The sequence below is a fragment of the Pseudomonas sediminis genome (genome assembly GCF_002741105.1).
Classification (GTDB): domain Bacteria; phylum Pseudomonadota; class Gammaproteobacteria; order Pseudomonadales; family Pseudomonadaceae; genus Aquipseudomonas; species Aquipseudomonas sediminis.
This window is the reverse complement of the sequence record NZ_NIQU01000001.1, coordinates 320,653-340,554: the sequence shown is the minus strand read 5'-3', so window position 1 is coordinate 340,554 and position 19,902 is coordinate 320,653. Positions and strand designations below refer to the sequence as shown.

15 protein-coding genes, 1 other RNA gene and 1 pseudogene are annotated in these 19,902 nt (G+C 61.7%); 12 read left to right on the top strand and 5 right to left on the bottom strand.

Annotation, left to right across the window (positions count from 1 at the left end):
* Positions 1 to 89: 89 nt before the first annotated feature.
* A complete protein-coding gene (locus CDO35_RS01690) occupies positions 90 to 944 on the bottom strand; it encodes a type 1 glutamine amidotransferase domain-containing protein (protein WP_099522280.1) in 855 nt (284 codons plus the stop codon).
* A 2-nt stretch (positions 945 to 946) separates the two neighbouring features.
* Complete coding sequence (locus tag CDO35_RS01685) at positions 947 to 1,261, bottom strand: putative quinol monooxygenase (protein ID WP_099522279.1); 315 nt, start codon at positions 1,259 to 1,261, stop codon at positions 947 to 949.
* 95 nt (positions 1,262 to 1,356) lie between these two features.
* Between CDO35_RS01685 and CDO35_RS01680 the strand changes: the two genes are divergently transcribed.
* Positions 1,357 to 2,268, top strand: coding sequence for a LysR family transcriptional regulator (locus tag CDO35_RS01680; RefSeq protein WP_099522278.1), 912 nt, complete (start codon positions 1,357 to 1,359; stop codon positions 2,266 to 2,268).
* 38 nt (positions 2,269 to 2,306) lie between these two features.
* Here CDO35_RS01680 and CDO35_RS01675 read toward each other — a convergent pair whose 3' ends face one another.
* Both CDO35_RS01675 and CDO35_RS01670 read right to left on the bottom strand, forming a co-directional pair.
* A complete protein-coding gene (locus tag CDO35_RS01675; protein ID WP_099522277.1) occupies positions 2,307 to 4,505 on the bottom strand; it encodes an OsmC domain/YcaO domain-containing protein in 2,199 nt (732 codons plus the stop codon).
* Positions 4,506 to 4,634: 129 nt separating this feature from the next.
* Positions 4,635 to 5,567, bottom strand: a complete 933-nt coding sequence (locus CDO35_RS01670) for a LysR family transcriptional regulator (protein ID WP_099522276.1) — start codon at positions 5,565 to 5,567, stop codon at positions 4,635 to 4,637.
* Between the two features lie 212 nt (positions 5,568 to 5,779).
* Between CDO35_RS01670 and CDO35_RS01665 the strand changes: the two genes are divergently transcribed.
* The 10 genes and pseudogenes from CDO35_RS01665 to CDO35_RS01615 all read left to right on the top strand — a co-directional run bounded on the left by CDO35_RS01665 (position 5,780) and on the right by CDO35_RS01615 (position 16,388).
* Positions 5,780 to 6,856 carry a 4-oxalomesaconate tautomerase gene (locus CDO35_RS01665; protein ID WP_099522275.1) on the top strand — a complete coding sequence of 359 codons (1,077 nt, stop codon included), beginning with the start codon at positions 5,780 to 5,782 and terminating at the stop codon, positions 6,854 to 6,856.
* 39 nt (positions 6,857 to 6,895) lie between these two features.
* The gene (locus CDO35_RS01660; RefSeq protein ID WP_099522274.1) at positions 6,896 to 8,146 is read left to right on the top strand and encodes an OprD family porin; all 1,251 of its coding nucleotides are present in this window, start codon (positions 6,896 to 6,898) and stop codon (positions 8,144 to 8,146) included.
* A gap of 41 nt (positions 8,147 to 8,187) precedes the next feature.
* The gene (locus CDO35_RS01655; RefSeq protein ID WP_099522273.1) at positions 8,188 to 9,168 is read left to right on the top strand and encodes a tripartite tricarboxylate transporter substrate binding protein; all 981 of its coding nucleotides are present in this window, start codon (positions 8,188 to 8,190) and stop codon (positions 9,166 to 9,168) included.
* Between the two features lie 48 nt (positions 9,169 to 9,216).
* Positions 9,217 to 9,669 carry a tripartite tricarboxylate transporter TctB family protein gene (locus CDO35_RS01650; protein WP_099522272.1) on the top strand — a complete coding sequence of 151 codons (453 nt, stop codon included), beginning with the start codon at positions 9,217 to 9,219 and terminating at the stop codon, positions 9,667 to 9,669.
* A 4-nt stretch (positions 9,670 to 9,673) separates the two neighbouring features.
* Complete coding sequence (locus CDO35_RS01645) at positions 9,674 to 11,188, top strand: tripartite tricarboxylate transporter permease (RefSeq protein WP_099522271.1); 1,515 nt, start codon at positions 9,674 to 9,676, stop codon at positions 11,186 to 11,188.
* 14 nt (positions 11,189 to 11,202) lie between these two features.
* Positions 11,203 to 12,150 (top strand): D-2-hydroxyacid dehydrogenase family protein, encoded by a 948-nt coding sequence (locus tag CDO35_RS01640; protein WP_099522270.1) that lies wholly within the window; start codon positions 11,203 to 11,205, stop codon positions 12,148 to 12,150.
* Between the two features lie 319 nt (positions 12,151 to 12,469).
* Positions 12,470 to 15,217 (top strand): annotated as a pseudogene (locus CDO35_RS01635) (autotransporter family protein).
* A 99-nt stretch (positions 15,218 to 15,316) separates the two neighbouring features.
* Positions 15,317 to 15,649 carry a site-specific integrase gene (locus CDO35_RS01625; protein WP_243699033.1) on the top strand — a complete coding sequence of 111 codons (333 nt, stop codon included), beginning with the start codon at positions 15,317 to 15,319 and terminating at the stop codon, positions 15,647 to 15,649.
* A gap of 48 nt (positions 15,650 to 15,697) precedes the next feature.
* The gene (locus CDO35_RS01620; protein WP_099522267.1) at positions 15,698 to 16,063 is read left to right on the top strand and encodes a type II toxin-antitoxin system RelE/ParE family toxin; all 366 of its coding nucleotides are present in this window, start codon (positions 15,698 to 15,700) and stop codon (positions 16,061 to 16,063) included.
* Positions 16,056 to 16,388, top strand: a complete 333-nt coding sequence (locus CDO35_RS01615) for an XRE family transcriptional regulator (protein WP_074675645.1) — start codon at positions 16,056 to 16,058, stop codon at positions 16,386 to 16,388. Before CDO35_RS01620 ends, CDO35_RS01615 begins: the two co-directional genes overlap by 8 nt.
* Positions 16,389 to 16,467: 79 nt before the next feature.
* On the opposite strand, the gene ssrA is transcribed toward CDO35_RS01615, so the two are convergent.
* Positions 16,468 to 16,859, bottom strand: a transfer-messenger RNA (tmRNA) gene (ssrA, locus tag CDO35_RS01610).
* Positions 16,860 to 16,987: 128 nt separating this feature from the next.
* On the opposite strand from ssrA, the gene CDO35_RS01605 reads away from it, so the two are divergent.
* Positions 16,988 to 19,900, top strand: coding sequence for a hybrid sensor histidine kinase/response regulator (locus CDO35_RS01605; RefSeq protein WP_099522266.1), 2,913 nt, complete (start codon positions 16,988 to 16,990; stop codon positions 19,898 to 19,900).
* Positions 19,901 to 19,902 lie beyond the last annotated feature (2 nt).

Sequence of the window (19,902 nt, the reverse complement as noted above, 5' to 3'; positions counted from 1 at the left end):
CGCCGATTGTAGGGGTTAATGCGGCCTGCGTTGAGCTCATCCGTGGACCAGCAGGACGAAGCATGGGCCACGACCTGCTGGTTGACCACTTATTGTGCCTGTTGATGGTTGGCGTCGAGCATCTGCACCAGCTTCTCGCCCAGTGCATGGTCGGAGAACGGGTTTTGCCCGGTGATCAGCTCACGGTCCACGACCACGTGGGGCGCCCATGCCTCGGCGTAGTTCAGCTTGCCGCCGGCGCTTTCCATTGCAGTGGCCGGGTAGAACAGAATCCGCTCACCTTGCAGCGACTGCTCGAAGACCTGCTCCTCCGGGGTGGAGAAGATGGTCATGCGGTAGCCCTGGTAGATCCAGTCGCTGGCAGCCGGTTTTTCCCCGTTGGTCAGCGCCGCCTGGTAGGCCGCTGGGTCGCGTTGGGCCGAGAGCAGGGCGATCGGGCCGTGGCAAATGGCAGCCGTCGGCTTGCCTGCCTGGTGGAAGTGGCGCAGCAGAGCGCCGACCTCCGGGTTGTTGGCCAGATCGATTAGCGGCGCGTGGCCGCCGGGAATCAGCAGGCCGGCGTAGCGATTCAGATCGCTCTCCAGCACGTCCTTCAATGACAGTGTGTCGTCGATGCCCGGCAGGTTTTCCACCAGGGTGCGGATGCGCTGCATTTCCTGTTCGTCGCCGCCGAAGTATTGCGCAGTCACCGAGCTCTCATCGACGCGCGGCGCATTACCCTTGGGCGTCACCAACACCAGCTCATAGCCCGCCTTGAGCAGGTGGTCGGCTGGCACACCGAACTCGTTCAGGTAAAAGCCGGTGGTGTACTGCTTGCCATCCTTGAGGTCCAGTTGCGTTTCGCTCGACAACAGCACCAGGACTTCGCCTTTGCCGGCGGCCAGGGCGTTGCCGGCGAGCAGGGTGCTGGCGACTGCCACAGCGAGGGTGGTGTTCTTGCTCATGATCATTCTCCTGATTGGGGAAGGGGCGCCACATCCAGTGCGTGTGCGACGTGCACCTGCGTGGGTGCACTCAGCCAGTCGGCTGTCGCGGCGCGGTAGTGTTGGTAATGGCGGCTCTGGCGATGGGCGTCGATGGCGGCTTCGTCGACGTAAAGTTCGAAGAGGTCGAACGCCTGACCGTCATCGCGCACGAACAGGTCGTAGCGCAGATTGCCGGCCTCGGCTCGTGAGTGTTGAGTCATCAGGCGCAGCGCCTGTTCGACCGCTTCACGGTGCTCGGGGTGTGGTGTGATGGTGGCGAAGATAGCGATCGTCATGCTGTTCTCCAGTGGGCAACAGGTTTTCAGGTGCCATCCTAGGCTTGACGATATGATTCGAAAATTCGAAAGCGTTTATTTCAGAGATTCAAAAAATGAATATCGCCAAGAAGGATCTGAATCTGCTGCTGGTCTTCCATGTGCTTTATCAGGAGCGCAATGCCTCGCTGGCGGCTGAACGTATGGCGCTCAGCCAGCCTGCGCTGAGCCACAAGCTGAACAAGCTGCGCCATCAATTCGGTGATCCGCTGTTCGTACGCGCGCCGCGGGGATTGACGCCGACGCCTCGGGCCCACGAGTTGGCGCCGCAGGTTCAGCGCCTGGTGGGCGAGTTGGAAGGTTTCTACGAGCGGTGCGATGGTCAGGACTTTCTGAGCCGTGTTGAACGCCTGCATCTCTACAGCACGGACTACATCGAGCAAACCCTGCTGCCCAGGCTGCTGCCGGTTCTGCGGCAGCAGGCGCCGAACCTGGTGCTGGTCACCCACAATACCCGTGGTCAACTGCCTCGCGATGAACTGGAAAAAGGTACCTGCGACCTGGCCATCGCCGGCTTCTATAAGGATCTACCGGGAACCTTCCATCAGCAGCGCCTGTTCAGCGAGGATTTCGTCGTGCTCGCCGCGCATGATAATCCGCGCCTCGCGGATGGCCTGGATTTGCAGTGCTTCGTCACCTGCGAGCACCTGATCACCACCTTGACCGGAGATCTTGAGGGACTGGTGGACAGAGCGTTGCAGCAAAGGGGGCTGCAGCGACGAATCGCTGCCGGTCTGTCCAGCTTCGTCGCGCCAGCACGTCTGTTGCGTGGCAGTGACCTGTTGCTCACCTGCCTGCGCTCGCTGGCTGAAGAGGCGGTCGCCCGCGACCCGGAACTGCGCATGCATCCACTGCCACTGGCGTTGCCGCGCGTCGAGGTGATGCAGATCTGGCATGAGCGTACCCATGCCGATCCGTTACGCAGTTGGTTTCGCCGTCAGGTGCAGGCAGTTGCGCAGCACCACTGAGCAGCGCAGCCCGTGAAACGGTTCGGGCTGCCGACAGCTCAGCCGGCCAACCCCGCCGCCCTGGCGCGCGCGGCGTGCAGTTTCTTGTAGCTGTCGATCAGGCGCAGGTGCTTGTCCAGACCTTCGAGTTTCATACTGGTCGGCGTCAGGCCATGGAAACGCACGCTGCCGTCCACCGAGCCGATCACTGCATCCATGCGCTCGTTGCCGAACATACGGCGCAGGTTGTGCTCGTAGTTGGCCAGCTCCAGCTCGTCGTCCAGCTGGATCTCCAGCACGGCGTTGACCGCCTGGTAGAACAGGCCGCGCTCGACGGTGTTGTCGTTGTACTGCAGGAAGGCCTCGACCAACTCCTTGGCGTCGTCGTATTTCTTCAGCGCCAGGTTGATCAACAGCTTCAGCTCGAGAATGGTCAGTTGGCCCCAGACCGTGTTGTCGTCGAACTCGACGCCGATCAGCGTGGTGATGTCGGTGTAGTCGTCGACCTCGGTGTTGTTGAGGTTGCGCAGCAGCGACTTCAGCTCGCGGTCGCTGAGGGCGTGCAGGTTGAGGATGTCCTTGCGGAACAGCAGCGCCTTGTTGGTGTTGTCCCAGATCAGATCCTCGACCGGGTAGATTTCCGAGTAGCCCGGCACCAGGATGCGGCAGGCGTTGGCACCGAGGTCGTCATAGGTGGCCACGTAGACCTCCTTGCCCATGTCCTCGAGGATGCCGAACAGGGTCGCGGCTTCCTGCTCGTTGGAGTCGCTGCCCTCGCCGGAGAAATCCCACTCGACGAACTCGAAGTCCGGCGTGGCACCGAAGAAGCGCCACGACACCACGCCGCTGGAATCGATGAAGTGCTCGACGAAGTTGTTCGGCTCGGTCAGCGCCAGGCTGTCGAAGGTCGGCTGCGGCAGGTCGTTGAGGCCTTCGAAGCTGCGGCCCTGCAGCAGTTCGGTGAGGCTGCGCTCCAGCGCCACCTCCAGGCTCGGGTGCGCGCCGAACGAGGCGAACACACCGCCGGTGCGCGGGTTCATCAACGTCACGCACATCACCGGGAATTCACCGCCGAGTGAGGCATCCTTCACCAGCACCGGGAAGCCTTGTTCTTCCAGGCCTTTAATACCGGCGACGATGCCCGGGTACTTGGCCAGAACGTCTTGCGGCACGTCCGGCAGGCACAGCTCGCCTTCGAGGATTTCGCGTTTCACCGCCCGCTCGAAGATCTCGGACAGGCACTGCACCTGAGCTTCAGCCAGAGTATTGCCGGCGCTCATGCCGTTGGACAGGTACAGGTTCTCGATCAGGTTGGACGGGAAATACACCGTCTTGCCATCGCTCTGGCGCACGAACGGCAGCGAACAGATGCCGCGCAGGGTGTTGCCCGAGTTGGTGTCGTACAGGTGCGAGCCACGCAGCTCACCATCCGGGTTGTAGATAGCCAGACAGTGCACGTCGAGAATCTCTTCGGGCAGCGCATCCTTCGGGCCCGGCTTGAACCAGCGCTCGTTGGGGTAATGGACGAACTCGGCGCTCGCGATGTCCTCGCCCCAGAACTGGTCGTTGTAGAAGAAGTTGCAGTTCAGCCGTTCGATGAACTCGCCCAGCGCCGAGGCCAGGGCGCTTTCCTTGGTCGCACCCTTGCCGTTGGTGAAGCACAGGTTCGACTGCGCGTCGCGAATGTGCAGCGACCAGACGTTGGGCACGATGTTGCGCCAGGAGGCGATCTCGATCTTCATGCCAAGGTCGGCGAGGATGCCCGACATGTTGGCGATGGTCTGCTCCAGCGGCAGATCCTTGCCCGGGATGTAGGTGGTGGTGTCACTCACCGGCATCAATAGCGCCTGGGCGTCGGCGTGGAGGTTGTCGACCTCCTCGATGACGAACTCGGGGCCTTGCTGCACCACCTTCTTCACGGTGCAGCGGTCGATGGAGCGCAGAATCCCCAGGCGATCCTTCTCCGAGATATCTGCCGGCAGCTCGACCTGAATCTTGAAGATCTGCGCGTAGCGGTTCTCCGGGTCGACGATGTTGTTCTGCGACAGGCGAATGTTCTCGGTGGGGATATCGCGCGTCTGGCAGTACAGCTTGACGAAGTACGCCGCGCACAGCGCCGAGGAGGCCAGGAAATAGTCGAACGGTCCCGGCGCCGAGCCGTCGCCCTTGTAGCGGATCGGCTGATCGGCGATCACCGTGAAGTCATCGAACTTGGCTTCGAGGCGAAGGTTGTCGAGAAAGTTGACCTTGATTTCCATGGGGCAATACCAGCGAGCGAAACAAAATGGCCGCCATTATCCGGGTTTTCGGCGGCCTGTCTTGCTCGGTGGCTGCTGATGAAAGCGCGTCGGACCAGCGGCCTCCATGGCGTAGGCCCGGATAGCGGCTCAGCTTTCGAGTTCGGTGGGATTGCTGGTGCCGATGGAGGTATAGCTCGGCCATTGCCGCAGCAGGGTTTCGACGAACTGTTCGGCTGCCGGTGACAGTGAAGAACCACGGCGGCGCACCAGACCCAGAGTACGGCTGATTACCGGATCGACCAGCGGCCGGCTGACCAGAATCGGATGATCTTCGGCCGGCATCGCCAGGCTGGGCAGGGCGGCGATGCCCAGGCCGGCCTCGACCATACCGAGTGAGGTCGACAGGTGCTGCACCTCGTAGAACCAGCTTGGGCGCCAGTCGAGATGGGCCAGGCCGTGATCGAGCAGCACGCGGTTGCCACTGAGACGGCCGACGCCGATCAGGCGGTAGTCGCTGAGCTCGCGCCAGGCCACTTCCGAGCGTTTGGCCAGGGGATGATCGCGCCGGCAGGCGAGCACGAAAGGCTCGTTGACCAGCGGCGTGAAGTCGATTTCCGCGCTCTGCCCGCTCTGCATGTTGATGCCGAAATCCGCCTCGCCACGTATCACCGCTTCCAGCCCTTCATGGGCACTGAGGTCGAGGATACGGATGCGGATCTTCGGGTACTGCAGGTTGAAGGCGCGGATCACCGTCGGCAGGAAATAGAAGGCGGCCGTCGGGATGCAGGCGAGGGTGACCTGGCCGGACTGGCGCTCGGCCAGTTCGCGGATGCCGAGGATCGAGCGCTCGAAGTCGTCCAGCAAGCGCTGCGCCTTGGGCAGAAAATCCCGGCCCACGGCCGTCAGGCTGACACGGCGCGTGGTGCGATCCAGCAGCTGCGTGCCGAGGCTTTCCTCCAGCTTCTGCATGCGCCGGGTCAGTGCCGGCTGGGACAGGTGGATGGCGTTGGCGGCCTCGTGAAAGTTGCCGAACTCGGCGATTTTCACGAAAGCACGAATATCTTGCAGTTCGTAATTCATGCGCTTGGGTTATCAGTCGTGCGTATTTTTGTTTGAAAGTTACCAATGAACCCTAGTCTTTCCGTTTCCGGCTGGCAAGCAGGGAAATACGAGTGTGCATTAATGCGTTAAATGGAATAAATATTGAAATATATGCATTTTACAGAATAAAAGTTCGCTTTTCATAATCGACGCAAAGCAACAATCATTAGTTTTATTGCGTTGGAGGCATCATGCGGACGGTACCTTGTGTACTCATGCGAGGCGGTACTTCGAAAGGGCCGGTCTTTCTGGCCAATCATCTGCCCACTGACCCGCAGCAGCGCGACGAGGTATTGCTGAGCCTGATGGGCTCGGGCCACGAGCTGGAAATCGACGGCATCGGTGGCGGCAGCCCGCAGACCAGCAAGGTGGCGATCGTCAGTCGCTCGCCGCATCCGGACGCCGATGTCGACTACCTGTTCGTGCAGGTCATGGTCACCCAGCGCCGTGTCGACACCGCGCCCAACTGCGGCAACATGCTCTGCGCCATCGGTCCTTTCGCCATCGAGCATGGTCTGGTCAATGCCGGCTCGCCGATGACGCGGGTGCGCATTCGCAACCTCAACACCAACACCTTCGTCGACTCCGACGTGATGACCCCTAATGGCCGCGTGCGTTACGACGGCGACACTGCCATCGACGGCGTGCCCGGTACTGCCGCGCCGATCAAACTGACTTTCCTCAATGCCGCTGGTGCCAAGACCGGTCGCTTGCTGCCCACAGGCCGCGTGCATGACGAGTTCGACGGTGTCGTGACGACCTGCATTGATATGGCCATGCCGATGGTGCTGATGCATGCCGAGGCGCTGGGCAAGACCGGCTACGAGTCGCCCGCCGAGCTGGATGCCGACAGCGCGTTTCTCCAGCGCCTGGAACGCATTCGCCTGCAGGCCGGCCTGGCCATGGGGCTTGGTGACGTGTCGCAGATGGTCATTCCCAAGCCGGTGCTGCTGGCACCTGCACGTCATGGCGGCACGCTGAGCGTGCGCTATTTCATGCCGCATACCTGCCACCGCTCGGTCGCTGCCACCGGTGCCATCGGCCTGGCCACGGCCTGCGCGCTACCCGGCAGCGTCGCCCATGACGTCGCGCCCATCGAAGGCGAGGCACTGGTACGCCTGGAGCATCCGGGCGGTCAGATCGAGGTTTCCCTGCAGCCTGCCGCCGATGGCAACCCCGAGAAGCTGCGCGCCTCGCTGGTGCGCACGGCCCGTCGTCTGTTCTCGGGCGAGGTGTACATCCCCAGCCTGCGGCGCACCGGCACCTGATTTCGCTTCACTACAACCACACCCGTAGGGCCAACCACAATGACAAGAAAAAAATCCCTTAGCTGCTCCGTCGTCGGTATTACGGTCATGGCACTGCCTGCCGTCGGTGCCAACGCTGCCGGTTTCATCGAGGACAGCAAGGCCAGCCTGGAGCTGCGCAACTTCTACCTCAATCGTGATTTTCGCGAGAATGCCGGGCAGAACAAGCGCGAAGAGTGGGCGCAGGGCTTCATCCTCAACCTGGAGTCCGGCTACACCCAGGGCACCGTGGGTTTCGGCGTCGACGCCATCGGCATGCTCGGCATCAAGCTCGATTCCTCACCGGATCGCAGTGGCACCGACCTGCTGCCGCGCAACAGCCGCAACCGCGCCGAGGACGACTACAGCAAGCTGGGCGTGACCGGCAAGGTACGTTTTGCCGAGAGTCAGCTGCGCGTGGGTACGCTGCTGCCGAAGATGCCTTATCTGCAGTACAGCAACGCGCGTCTGCTGCCGCAGGTGTTCGAGGGTTGGCAGGTGCAGAGCAAGGATCTCGAGCGCGCCACTTTCACCCTGGGCGAGATCGACCGTGTGGTGCAGCGCAGCGTGTCCGGCTCCGAGAAGCTGGCCCTGAACAACAAGAATGGCCGATTCGGCCGTAGCCCCGAAAGCGACGAGCTGCGCTTCGCTGGCGTCGATTACGCGATCAACCCGCAGTTGCTCGCCAGCTATCACTATGCCGAGCTGAGCGATGTCTATCGCCAGCATTTCCTCGGCCTGCAACATACCCTGGCGCTGGGGCCTGGCAAGCTGAAAAGCGATCTGCGTTACTTCAACAACAGCGAGGCCGGAAAGGAGCTGGTTGGAGATATCGACAACCGGGTCATCAACGGCATGTTCACCTACAGCGTCGCTGGCCATGCTCTGGGTCTGGCTTACCAGAAGATGCTTGGTGAGGATGGCTTCACCTATGTGGACGGTGCTACGCCTTACCTGACCAACTTCCTGCAGATCAACGATTTCGCCGGTCCCGACCAGCGCTCCTGGCAACTGCGCTACGACTTCGACTTCGCCAGTGTCGGTGTTCCGGGCCTTAAATTCATGACTCGCTACGTGCGTGGCGACCAGGTCGATCTCGGCGCAGGCGAGGGGCGTGAATGGGAGCGCAACACCGATATCGCCTACACCTTTGGTCAGGGTGCCCTGAAGAATCTGACCGTGACTTGGCGCAACGCGACTTACCGCTCCAGCTTCGTCCGTGATCTGGACGAGAATCGCCTGATCCTGAGTTACATCGTGCCGCTGTGGTAACCCAGCGCCCTTACCGACAAATCTAATAAGAGGAACCCACCATGATCACTCGCTCCATTCGCCGCATCCTGCCGCTTTCCCTTGCCGCATTGCTGGCCAGCGCCTCCGCTATTGCCAATGAACCGGCGCGTCCGGAATGCATCGCCCCGAGCAAACCGGGCGGTGGTTTCGACCTGACCTGCAAGCTGGCTCAGGCCGGTTTCAAGGATGAAGGCCTGCTCAAATCGCCGATGCGTGTGACCTACATGCCAGGCGGTATCGGCGCCGTGGCCTATAACTCGATCGCCGCCAACCGCCGTGCCGAACCTGGCACCCTGGTGGCCTTCTCAGGCGCTTCGCTGCTCAACCTGGCCCTGGGTAAATACGGCCGATTCGATGAAAACGCCGTGAAGTGGCTGGCCGTGATCGGCAATGACTACGGCACCCTGGCTGTACGCGAGGACTCGCCCTACAAGAACCTCGATGATGTGGTGCAAGCGCTGAAGAAAGACCCGAAAAGCATCGTCGTCGGTGGCGGCGGCAGCATCGGCGGGCAGGGCTGGATGAAGATCGCACTGTTGGCCCGCGCTGCCGGTGTCAATCCGCGCGACCTGCGCTACGCAGCCTTCGAAGGCGGCTCCGAGCACTACATGGCGCTGATGGGCAAGCACGTCGACCTGGTTACCGGCAGCGCCAGCGAGATCCGTGCGCAGCAGGGCAACAAGATCCGCACTCTGGCGATCTTCAGCGAGGAGCGTCTGGGTGGCGATCTGGCCTCCATCCCCACAGCGCGCGAGCAGGGCTACGAAATTCAGTGGCCGTTGATCCGGGGTTATTTCCTTGGCCCGGACGTAAAGGAGGAAGACGTCGCCTGGTGGCACGCGCAGTTCGACAAGCTCAATGCCTCCAAGGACTTCCAGACCTACCTGGCTGACCGTGACGTACTGCCTGATTACGTGACCGGTCCGGCGCTGGAGCAACTGGTCAAGGCGCAAGTGCAGGAATACCGAAAGCTGGGCGAAGAGTTCGGCCTGGTTGAGTGATAGTCCTATGCGCCGCCTCTGCGCGGCGCATCGCTGCGGAGCAACACCATGCATGATCGTATCTTTGCGGGGGTGACCCTGCTGCTTTGCTGCATCCTGGGTTTTTTCGCCTGGGGTTACAGCGCCCCGTTTTCCTACGAACCGGTCGGGCCCAAGGCCTTCCCGTTGCTGCTGTTACTGCTGATCGCCTTTGGCTGCCTGCAACTGCTGCTCAAGCCCGCCGGTGATGTGCAGAGCGAAGAACCGCCCCTGAACCGTGAAGTAATGGTCAAGGCGCTGGTCTTTCTCGGCCTGATGATCGGCTATGCCGTGCTTTTCGAAACCATCGGTTTCATCCCCGCCAGCGTGCTGTTCGGCATCGGCATGGCGCGTCTGTATGGCGGCAGTTGGCTGCACAGCCTGATCAGCGGCGTGGTGTTGGCCATCGGCCTCTACCTGCTGTTCGACAGGGCACTGGCCGTACCGCTGCCGCTTGGCATTCTTTCAACCCTGGAGGGCTGAACCCATGGATACTCTCGGTTATCTCAGCCATGGCTTCGGCGTGGCGCTGAGCCCCTACAACCTGGTCACGGCCCTGTGCGGGACCCTGATCGGCACCGTCGTTGGCCTGCTGCCGGGGCTTGGCCCAATCAACGGCGTGGCCCTGCTGATTCCCGTTGCCTTCGCATTGGGGCTGCCGCCGGAAACCGCCTTGATCCTGCTGGCGGCGGTGTACCTGGGCTGCGAATACGGCGGTCGTATTTCCTCGATTCTGCTGAACATTCCGGGTGAGGCATCTGCCGTGATGACCACCCTCGATGGCTACCCGCTCGCCCGCCAGGGCCAGGCCGGCGTCGCGCTGTCCCTGTCGGCCTGGAGCTCGTTCATCGGTGGCCTGATCGCTACCGTCGGTGTCGTGCTGTTCGCTCCTTTACTGGCCAAGTGGGCGGTGGCGTTCGGCCCCGCCGAATATTTCGTGCTGATGGTCTTCGCCATCACCTGCCTGGCCGGCATGGCTGGCAACAAACCCCTTAAAACTGCCGTTGCGGCGCTGGTCGGCCTGCTGCTCTCCTGTGTGGGCATCGACGCCAACAGCGGAGTCTATCGCTTCACTTTCGGCAGCCTGGGCCTGGCCGATGGCATCCAGTTCGTGGTGCTGGTGCTGGGTCTGTTCTCGGTCAGCGAACTGCTGGTCCTGCTGGAGCGCACCCATCACGGGCAGAAGGCGATCAAGGCCAGCGGACGCATGCTGTTCAATATGAAGGAGGGCGGCTTCGTACTCGCCACCAACCTGCGTAGCGGCGTGGTCGGCTTCGTCCTCGGCGTGCTGCCGGGTGCAGGCGCGACCCTGGCTAGCGCGGTGTCGTACATGAGCGAAAAGCGCATGGCAGTGAAGGACAACAAGTTCGGCAACGGTGACCTGCGCGGCCTGGCCGCACCGGAAACCGCCAACAGTGCCGCTGCCTGCGGCTCCATGGTGCCGATGCTGACCCTCGGTGTGCCTGGCTCGGGCACCACGGCGGTGATGCTCGGCGCCCTGACGCTGTACAACATCACCCCGGGGCCGCTGCTGTTCCAGAATCAGCCGGACATCGTCTGGGGCCTGATCGCATCGCTGTTCGTCGCCAACGTCATGCTGATCATCATGAATGTGCCGATGATCAAGGTCTTCACCAAGGTGCTGGCCGTGCCGTACTGGGCGCTGGTGCCGGCAGTGGCGATCATCACCGCCATCGGCGTGTATGCGGTGCATGCGACCACCTTCGACTTGTACCTGATGATCGCCATCGGCCTCTTCGGCTACGTCATGCGCAAGCTGGACTTCCCGCTGTCGGCGATCCTGCTCGGTTTCATCCTTGGCGGGATGATGGAGCAGAACCTGCGTCGTGCGCTGTCCCTGTCCAGCGGTGATCTCGGTATCCTGTACGCCAGCCCGATCACCTGGGTGGTCTGGGCGCTGGTGGCAGTGATGATCGTGCTGCCGTTCTGGCGCGCCTGGCGTGCGCGCCGTCAGCAGAGCCCCGTTGCCAGCGAGGCCTGATTCGGAGACTTGGCATGCGTATCGTGATACCGGATGACTATCAGCGCGTCGTGCAACAGCTCGATTGCTTCGGGCTGCTGGAGGGTTTCGATGTTCGCGTGTATCACGATGCCGTCAGTGACCCGGATGTACTGGTCGAGCGCTTCGCCGACGCCGATGCGCTGGTGCTGACCCGCGAGCGTACGCGTATCGACGCCGCGCTGCTGGCACGCTTGCCCAACCTGAAGCTGATCAGCCAGACCGGGCGAGCCGGCCCGCATCTGGATGTGGAGGCTTGCCGCGAGCGCGGTGTGACCGTTGCCGAGGGCACTGGCTCACCCATCGCGGCGGCCGAGCTGACCTGGGCGTTGATCCTCAATGCCCGGCGTCAGCTGCGTGAAGCCATGAACGGCCTGTATGCCGGGCACTGGCAGGTCAACCTGGGCCAGCGCCTGTATGGTCAGACGTTGGGCATCTGGGGTTACGGCAAGATCGGGCAGCGCCTGGCACGTTATGCACGCGCGTTCGACATGCAGGTGCTGGTGTGGGGCAGCGAGGCCTCGCGCCAGGCCGCCATCGCCGATGGCTACGAGGCCGCATCGACGCGCGAAGCTTTCTTCGAACAGTCCGACATTCTCACTCTGCACCTGCGCCTGGTGCCGGCTACGCGACATTGCGTAAGCGCAGCCGACCTGGCGCGGATGAAGCCTGACGCCCTGCTGGTCAACACCAGTCGCGCCGAACTGATCGCCCCCGGGGCATTGCTCGCTGCGCTGGACCATGGCCGTCCTGGCCAGGCCGCACTGGACGTGTTCGAGCAGGAGCCGATTTTGCAGGCCAATCACCCGTTGCTGACCCACCCGAAAATCCTCTGCACGCCGCACCTGGGCTATGTTGAAAAGCACAGCTACGAAGCCTACTTCGGCGAGGCATTCGCCAATGTCAGGGCGTTTGCATTGGGCACCACTGCTCAGGGCCTCTAGCGCCTCGCCTGAATCTCAGCATATGCGGCTGACGCAGCCTGCCGTCAGTTTTCTCGTTGCTCTTGGTAGGTGCGTCCGTACGGCAAATTTTCGGTAGTCGTGCCGCTTCTGACTGTGCCGTTTGCGGAGGGCAATGGTTCCTGCCCGCTCCTGCGCGTTCATTCTGTTGCATCTGGTTATATGCCAATCGGCTTCAGTTGGTCGCGACTTGGCGGATCATGGTTTATAACCCTATGACTGATTCAGCTGCGTTACACATCAAACCCCGAGCCCGTCAGGCAAGCCAGCGAACGACTTACAACGAAAAAGGATTTGCGCCATGAAGTACAGCGCTGCAGTGTTCCCGTTTCGCCACTCCCTGATGCTCTCCGCCGCGATTGCTGCCTGTATCTGGGGCGCAGACAGTGCCCGGATGGCGAGTGCGCAAGTGACCTTCACGGGGGACGTGAGCCCTACACCGCCCCCAGGCAATGACTGGGTCGTTGGTGGCGATCTTGTCGTAGGTGATAGTGCTGCCGGAACCTTGCTTATCGATGCTGGTGGCACCGTCAGCGGTACCGCAGATGCCTATGTCGGCAACTTCGACAGCGGCACGGTGACCGTCCAGGGGGAGGACGGTGCAGGCAATGCCTCCTCCTGGACGATAGATGGTGAGGCCTATATCGGCGTCGAGACGGGCAGCACTGGCCGGCTGGATATCCTCGATGGCGGTGTGGTGAGTAGCGACGGCGGCGTTTCTGTCGGTCGAGAAGTTGGCAGCACCGGCAACGTCACCGTCTCGGGGGCCGACTCCTTATGGGAAGCCAGGGCGACCGGGGGGCTCAGCCCCAGTTTTCAGATCGGCGTCGGTGGCGTCGGGACACTGGATATCAACGATGGCGGCGTGGTGCGCAGCCAGCAGGGGTTGATAGGTGTCATTGCTGGAGGCGATGGTCGTGTCACCGTCAACGGTCTTGGGTCGAGTTGGGCGCCGCTCGACAACATTTATGTCGGTTTCGAGGGCACGGGTCTGCTGCAGGTCGAGGACGGTGCCGCGGTCAGTACTGAGCAGGCCGGCGGTGGCGCTGCGACCATCTACATCGGCTATGGCGTAGGCAGTGACGGTTCGGTGAGCGTATCGAGCACCACCGGGGATGTGTCGACGCTGAGTGCTACGGACGACCTGCGGGTCGGCGTCGATGGCACTGGCTCGATTGCGATCGACAGTGGTGGCCTGGTACAGATCGCCGACAACGTGCATATCGCCGATACCGCCACCAGCAGCGGTACGTTGCAGCTCAATGGCAGCGCCGCCGGACGTGGCGTTCTCGAAACCGGGGCGGTGATCGCCGGGCTCGGCACTGCTGATCTCGATATCGATGGTGGGATTCTACGCGCCAACCGTGACGAGAACGACTTCCTGAGAAACTTCACGGCGGGGTTGGCCGTCGGCGCGCAAGGCGCCTGGATCGATAGCAACAGCTATGACATTGGCATCGACACGGCCTTTTCCGGCTCCTCGACCTTCAACAAGCTGGGCACGGGCACGCTGACTCTCACTGGCAACAGCGCCACCTTTACCGGTGACGCCCTGGCACAGGCAGGCACCCTGCAGGTCGATGGCACTCTTGGCGGCACCATGGATGTGTTGGCAGGGGCGCGTCTTACCGGTATCGGCCAGGTCGGTGTAACCACCAACCGCGGGGTGATCGCGCCGGGGCAGCCCGGCAGCCTGGGGACGCTGACGATTGCCGGGGATTACACGCCAGCCGGTGGCAGCATCGAAATCCGCACCCAACTGGGCGACGACAGCTCGCCGACTGACCGCCTGGTGATCACCGGCTCCACCTCTGGCAGCACACCCATCACCGTCATCAACGTCGGTGGTACCGGTGCACAGACCACCGAAGGGATCAGGATCATCGAGGTCGGTGGCGTATCCAACGGCGTATTCACCCTGGCGAGCAGCACGACCTACGAAGGCGACCCGGCGGTGGTGGCCGGCGCCTACGCCTATCGGCTGTATCAGGGCGGCGTATCCACGCCCCTGGATGGCGACTGGTATCTGCGCTCGGTCATTCAGAATACCTCCGCGCCCCCCGGCACGCCGCTTTACCAGCCGGGCGTGCCCAGCTACGAGGCTTATCCGCAGATCCTGCTCGGGCTCAATGGCGTGTCGACGCTGTATCAGCGCGTGGGCAATCGCCTTTGGGAGGAGGGTAGAGCAGTGTCGTCGGCCTAGGAGGCCGGTGGCCGTTTCACCACCTCGAATGGCGTCTGGGTACGGATAGAAGGTGGGCACAATCGCGTCGATCCGCAGCGTTCGACCTCCGGCAGCGAGTATCGCTACGACATGACCAGAACGCAGATCGGTGTCGATGCTCTGTTGCTGCAGAACGCTGGCGGCCACCTCGTTGGTGGTCTTTCTCTGCATTACGTCAACGGCAGTGCTGATACCAATTGGCGCTATGGTGCGGGTGACTATGGCTCTGGCGACATCTCCACCGATGGCTATGGCCTTGGTGCCACGCTGACCTGGTACGGCAACGACGGCTTCTATGTCGACGGTACCGTGCAGGCGACCTGGTACGACAGCAACCTGTCGGCGCGCCCGGTGCGTGGCCTGGTCAGCGACAACGATGCCTTCGGCTACGCCTTCTCGCTGGAGAGCGGTAAACGCATCACCCTGGATCGAGGCTGGCTCATTACCCCGCAGGCTCAGGTGACCTACTCGAAGGTGCGCTTCGACAGCTTCAGCGATGTATTCGGCGCCTCGGTTCGCCCTGGCCGTGACGACAGTCTGCAAGGGCGTGTGGGCGTCAGCCTGGAGCGTCAGCTCGACGCTACACGGCTCTATACCATCGCCAATCTGTACAACGAGTTTCTCGACGGCACCTCGGTGCGTGTCGACGATCAGGTGTTTCGCAGTCGCGACGACCGCGTGAGAGCCGGCGTCGGTTTCGGTGGCTCGCATGACTGGGACGGCGGCAAATATTCGCTTTACGGTGAAGGCAACTTCACCCGTAGCCTGGCCAGCAGCGACTCTTACGGCTACGGCGCCACGCTCGGTTTTCGTGTGAGGTGGTAAGCACATCATTACGATGCTCAGCTCGCCCTGATTTGTCTGGCCACCGGTGCTCGACGGTCAGAGGCTGAGAAGCTGAAACTGACTGGCCTGCGTAACGGCGTGATCACCTTCAGCGGCACCAAGAACGGCAAGTTTCGTTCGGTGCCGATCACTGCAGAGCTGGAAGCCAAGATCGTCAGGCACTGGAAGCCACTCGGCCATCACCTCGTTCCGCCGCGCCCTGGCCAGGACGACCATCCGCCTACCGAAAGGCTAGGCAGCTCACTCCCTGCGCCACACCTTCGCCAGTCGCTTCATCCAGAACGGCGGGAACATCCTCACACTGCAGAAATCCTGGGTCACTTCAGCCTAGCCATGATCATGCGCTACGCGCGCCTGGCGCCGGATCATCTGCAGGATGCGGTACGCATTGGCCCGCTCTCGTCTCTATGATTCAGATATTCCATTGATGGAATATTCCTTTGAGGTTATATTTTCTCCATGACTTGGGATATCGAATACACCGACGAATTCGGTGAGTGGTGGGAAAGCTTGTCTGCTGAGGAACAGGAGTCCGTTGCGGTGTCAGTCCAGCTCCTGGAGGAGCGAGGCCCGTCACTTGGCTTTCCACACAGCAGCGGAGTCAATGGCTCTCGTCACAGCCACATGCGCGAGCTGAGGACCCAGCACGAAGGCCGACCCTACAGAACCCTGTATGCATTTGATCCCAGGCGTTCGGCTATTTTGCTGATCGGTGGCGACAAGACTGGTGATGATCGTTGGTATGACATCAACGTTCCGCTGTCTGATCGACTGTACGACGAACATCTGGAACAGCTTCGTAAGGAGGGCTTGATAGATGGCTAAGAAATTTGCAGAGCTGCGCGCAAAAATGGCGCCTGAGGCTCAGGCCAGGGTAGAGGCCAAAGCCCAGGAGCTGCTTGCAGAGATGCCGCTTAATGAGCTGCGCCAGGCTCGTGGGCTGTCACAGAAGGTGCTGGCTGAGGTGCTGCATGTACAGCAACCATCCATCGCCAAGATGGAAAAGCGTACAGACATGTACATTTCCACTTTGCGTAGCCACATCGAAGCCATGGGTGGTCAGTTGGATGTCATTGCCCGGTTTCCCGATGGTTCGGTGAAGATCAGCAATTTTTCAGACATCGAAAGCGATCTTCTCCAGCAGGCTTAACGCTTCGACGCCTTTTCGACACCCAAAGAAAAACCCCTAACTTTCTCTATGAAAATCAGGGGCTTATGCTTGCTTGAATTGGTGGAGCCGGGGGGATTTGAACCCCCGTCCGCCAGTTCTCCACTGTCGGTACTACATGCTTAGCCGTGTCTATTGAGTTAACCCTCAGCCGCCCGACGGGCAGGGTGCATTGGGCGAGTTGTGTAAGTTTTAGCCACTTCGTCCACAACGTACTACGCGGCGATCCTGTTCTGCATGACAATCACTTCAGGTTTACAGGCATCCCCTAGTGATCGCTGGAGCCGAAGCTACCAGAAGGACTAGTCGCGCCGCTTACGCAGCGAGAGCGTAGCCCTCGTAGTTTTCGTCATTGGCAACTATAGAAAGTTGCAACAGTTTATTTACGACTTCTGTTACCAAGTCGGCATGCACCTCGAGCTTCGCTACCGGCGTCGAATCCTAATCGGCCCCAAAACTTTTCGGTTACAGATAGGACGTGAAGTGTACGGCAAAGGTTCCTCAGCGTCGACTGCGGATTCCGTCCGGGGAGGCTATGATGGCGCCTCGCATCTGCCTGCGCCCTCTGCCAAGGAGCCGTAATGCCGAGTTCTAGCCGCTACCCTCTCCGTCAGTGGATCTGGCGCGCGTTTGTGCAAAGCGCACTGATCCCGCTGATTCTGGTGGAGTCGGTGTTGATTGCGGTGTATCTGCTAAGCAACCAGGCGATTCGCGATGCGCAGATCGGCCATCTGCAGGAGACGGCGGTCAAGGACCTGGCTAGCGCGGCGTTGCGTGAGGGGCAGATCATCGACGGTCGCCTGCGCTCGATCGAGTCCCTGGTGCAGGTGTACCGTGATGCCACCCACAAGGCCCTGCTCGATACCCGCTTTGAGGCTGACGAACTCGAGCGTCAGCGTCATGCTGTGACCGACGGCGTCTTCTATACCCGCAGCGATGACGGGCGTGCGGCCTCCTTCTATGCCAACAGCACGCCGCTGGCACAGCAGGATCACGCCAAGGTGATGCGCCTGTCGCAGCTCGATCCGCTGATGAGTTCGATCCGCCAGGCCAACCCGCTGGTGGCAGCCCTGTATTTCAACACCTGGGATAGCTACAACCGCATTTACCCCTGGTTCGATACGCCCGCGCAGTATCCCCACGACATGGTGATACCCGATTACAACTTCTATTACCTGGCCGACGCCAAGCACAACCCGCAGCGCAAGGTGATGTGGACCGAGGTGTATCTCGACCCCGCCGGCCTGGGCTGGATGATGTCGGCCATCGCTCCGGTGTATCGCGATGATTTTCTCGAAGGTGTGGTCGGTCTCGATGTGACCGTCGGACAGATCCTGGGTGAAATCGCCGAGCTCAACGTGCCCTGGCAGGGCTACGCGATGCTGGTCAGCCATGACCACAACATCATGGCGTTGCCGAAGGCCGGGGAACGGGACTTCGGTCTGCGTGAGCTGACCCAGTATTCCTACGACGAAGCCGTGCGCCGTGAGGTGCTCAAGCCCGAAGACTTCAACCTCACCAAGCGCGAGGGCATGGCGTCGCTGTTGCAGGCGATGAATGAAGGTAATGGCAGCGCGCAAGAGGTGATGCTCGGTGGCCGCAAGCAGTTGGTGGCCTGGAGCGAGATTCCACAGACCGGCTGGCGCCTGTTACTGGTGGTGGACGAGGAGCAGATCTTCCATGACACCAACCAGCTGGCCGAGCGCTACATGCAGATCGGTTATCTGCTGATCGCCGGTCTGGCCGGGTTCTATCTGTTGTTCTTCGCCCTGATGTGGCTGCGCTCGCGCCACCTGAGCGACCAGTTGTCGAGGCCCATCAATGGCATCGTCGACATGGCCGCCAGCCTCGGTCAGGGCAAGTATCTGCCCGCCGCACCGGACAGCCACATCGCCGAGGTCAGCCGCCTGGCCGATGCCGTGCAGCAGGCCGGTAAACAGCTAAAGGCCAGCGAGCATGAGCGACAGGAGGCGCAAAGCATCCTGCAACTGGTGCTGGAGAGCACCACCGAAAGTCTCTGGCAGATCGATACCGCTGCACTGACCATCGAGCTCAGCGAGCGCTTCGTGCGGCGTTTCGGGTTGGGCGCGTCGCTGCTGACCTTGAGCGAGTTCAATCAGCGTGTGCATCCGGACGATCTGGAGCGCTTGCGTCACCTACGCAAGCTGTTCGCCGACAGTGGCGAGGAATACTTCGACGCCGAGTATCGTTATCTCGATTGCCGTGGCGAATACCTCTGGCTGCTCAGCCGTGGCAAGGTGCTGTCGCGTGACGAGAACGGCTGGCCGCTGCGCATCGCCGGTACCCACGTCGACATTACCCGGCTCAAGCAGGTGCAGGAGGAGTTACGTCACGCCAGCCTCGAAGCGCTTGCCGCCAGTCAGGCCAAGAGTCGTTTTCTGTCTAGCATGAGCCATGAGCTGCGCACGCCGCTCAACGCCATCCACGGCTTCGCCCAGTTGATCGAGATGGAGGTGCAGGACAAGCAGGATGCCACGCTGGAGACCGATTACTCGCGTGAGATCGTCAGCGCCAGCCGCCATCTCACCTCGCTGGTCGATGACATCCTCGACCTGTCGAGCATCGAGAGCCGGCGCCAGCAGTTGCAATTCCAGCCGATCGAGATCGGCAGCCTGCTCAAGGGCTGTGCCGAGCTGGTGCAGCCCGAAGTGCAACAAAAACAGCTGCAACTGCAGGTGATGGAGGCGGCCGATCCTCCCTTGTTCGTGCAGGGCGACCCGCGGCGGGTAAGGCAGATTCTGCTCAACTTGCTGTCCAACGCGATCAAGTACAACAGCCCGCGCGGGATGATCCGCATGGGCTACGAGGTGCGTGCCGACTGCGTGCGCCTGTGGGTCGACGACACCGGGCCGGGGCTATCTGGCGAGCAGCTGGCGCAGCTGTTCCAGCCATTCCAGCGTCTCGGCCGTGAAAGCTCTAATATTCCCGGTACCGGCATCGGGCTGGTGCTGTGCCGCGAGTTGGCCACGCTGATGGACGGCGAGATCGGCGTGCGTAGCGAGGCGGGAGTGGGCAGCCGTTTCTGGCTCGACATTCCCAGCGCGGCAAGCCCTGAAGGGCTGGGCGACGAGGTTGACGACGTCCCCGCGCAGAGCGTGCAGAGCCTGGTGCAGGTTCTGTGCGTGGAGGATCACCCGGCCTGCATGAGAATCCTTCAGGCGTCATTGCGTGAATTTGCCGAAGTCAGGGGCGTGAGCTCCTGCCAGCGGGCGCTGGCTGAGTTGCAGGACAGTGAACCAGCGCTGGTGTTGCTGGATATCGACTTGCCCGACGGCAGCGGACTCGAGGTGCTCGACGCCATGCGCGCCGAACCTCGCTTGCGTGATGTGCCGGTAATGGTGATCAGCGCAGTGGCCGACGCCCGCTTGTTCGAGGATGCTCGGGCCCGCGGAGCGTCAGCCTGCCTGAGCAAACCTGTGGATTTGCAAGAGGTCAGGCAGGTGGCGCTGGGGCTGCTTTACAGCGGCTTCTGAGC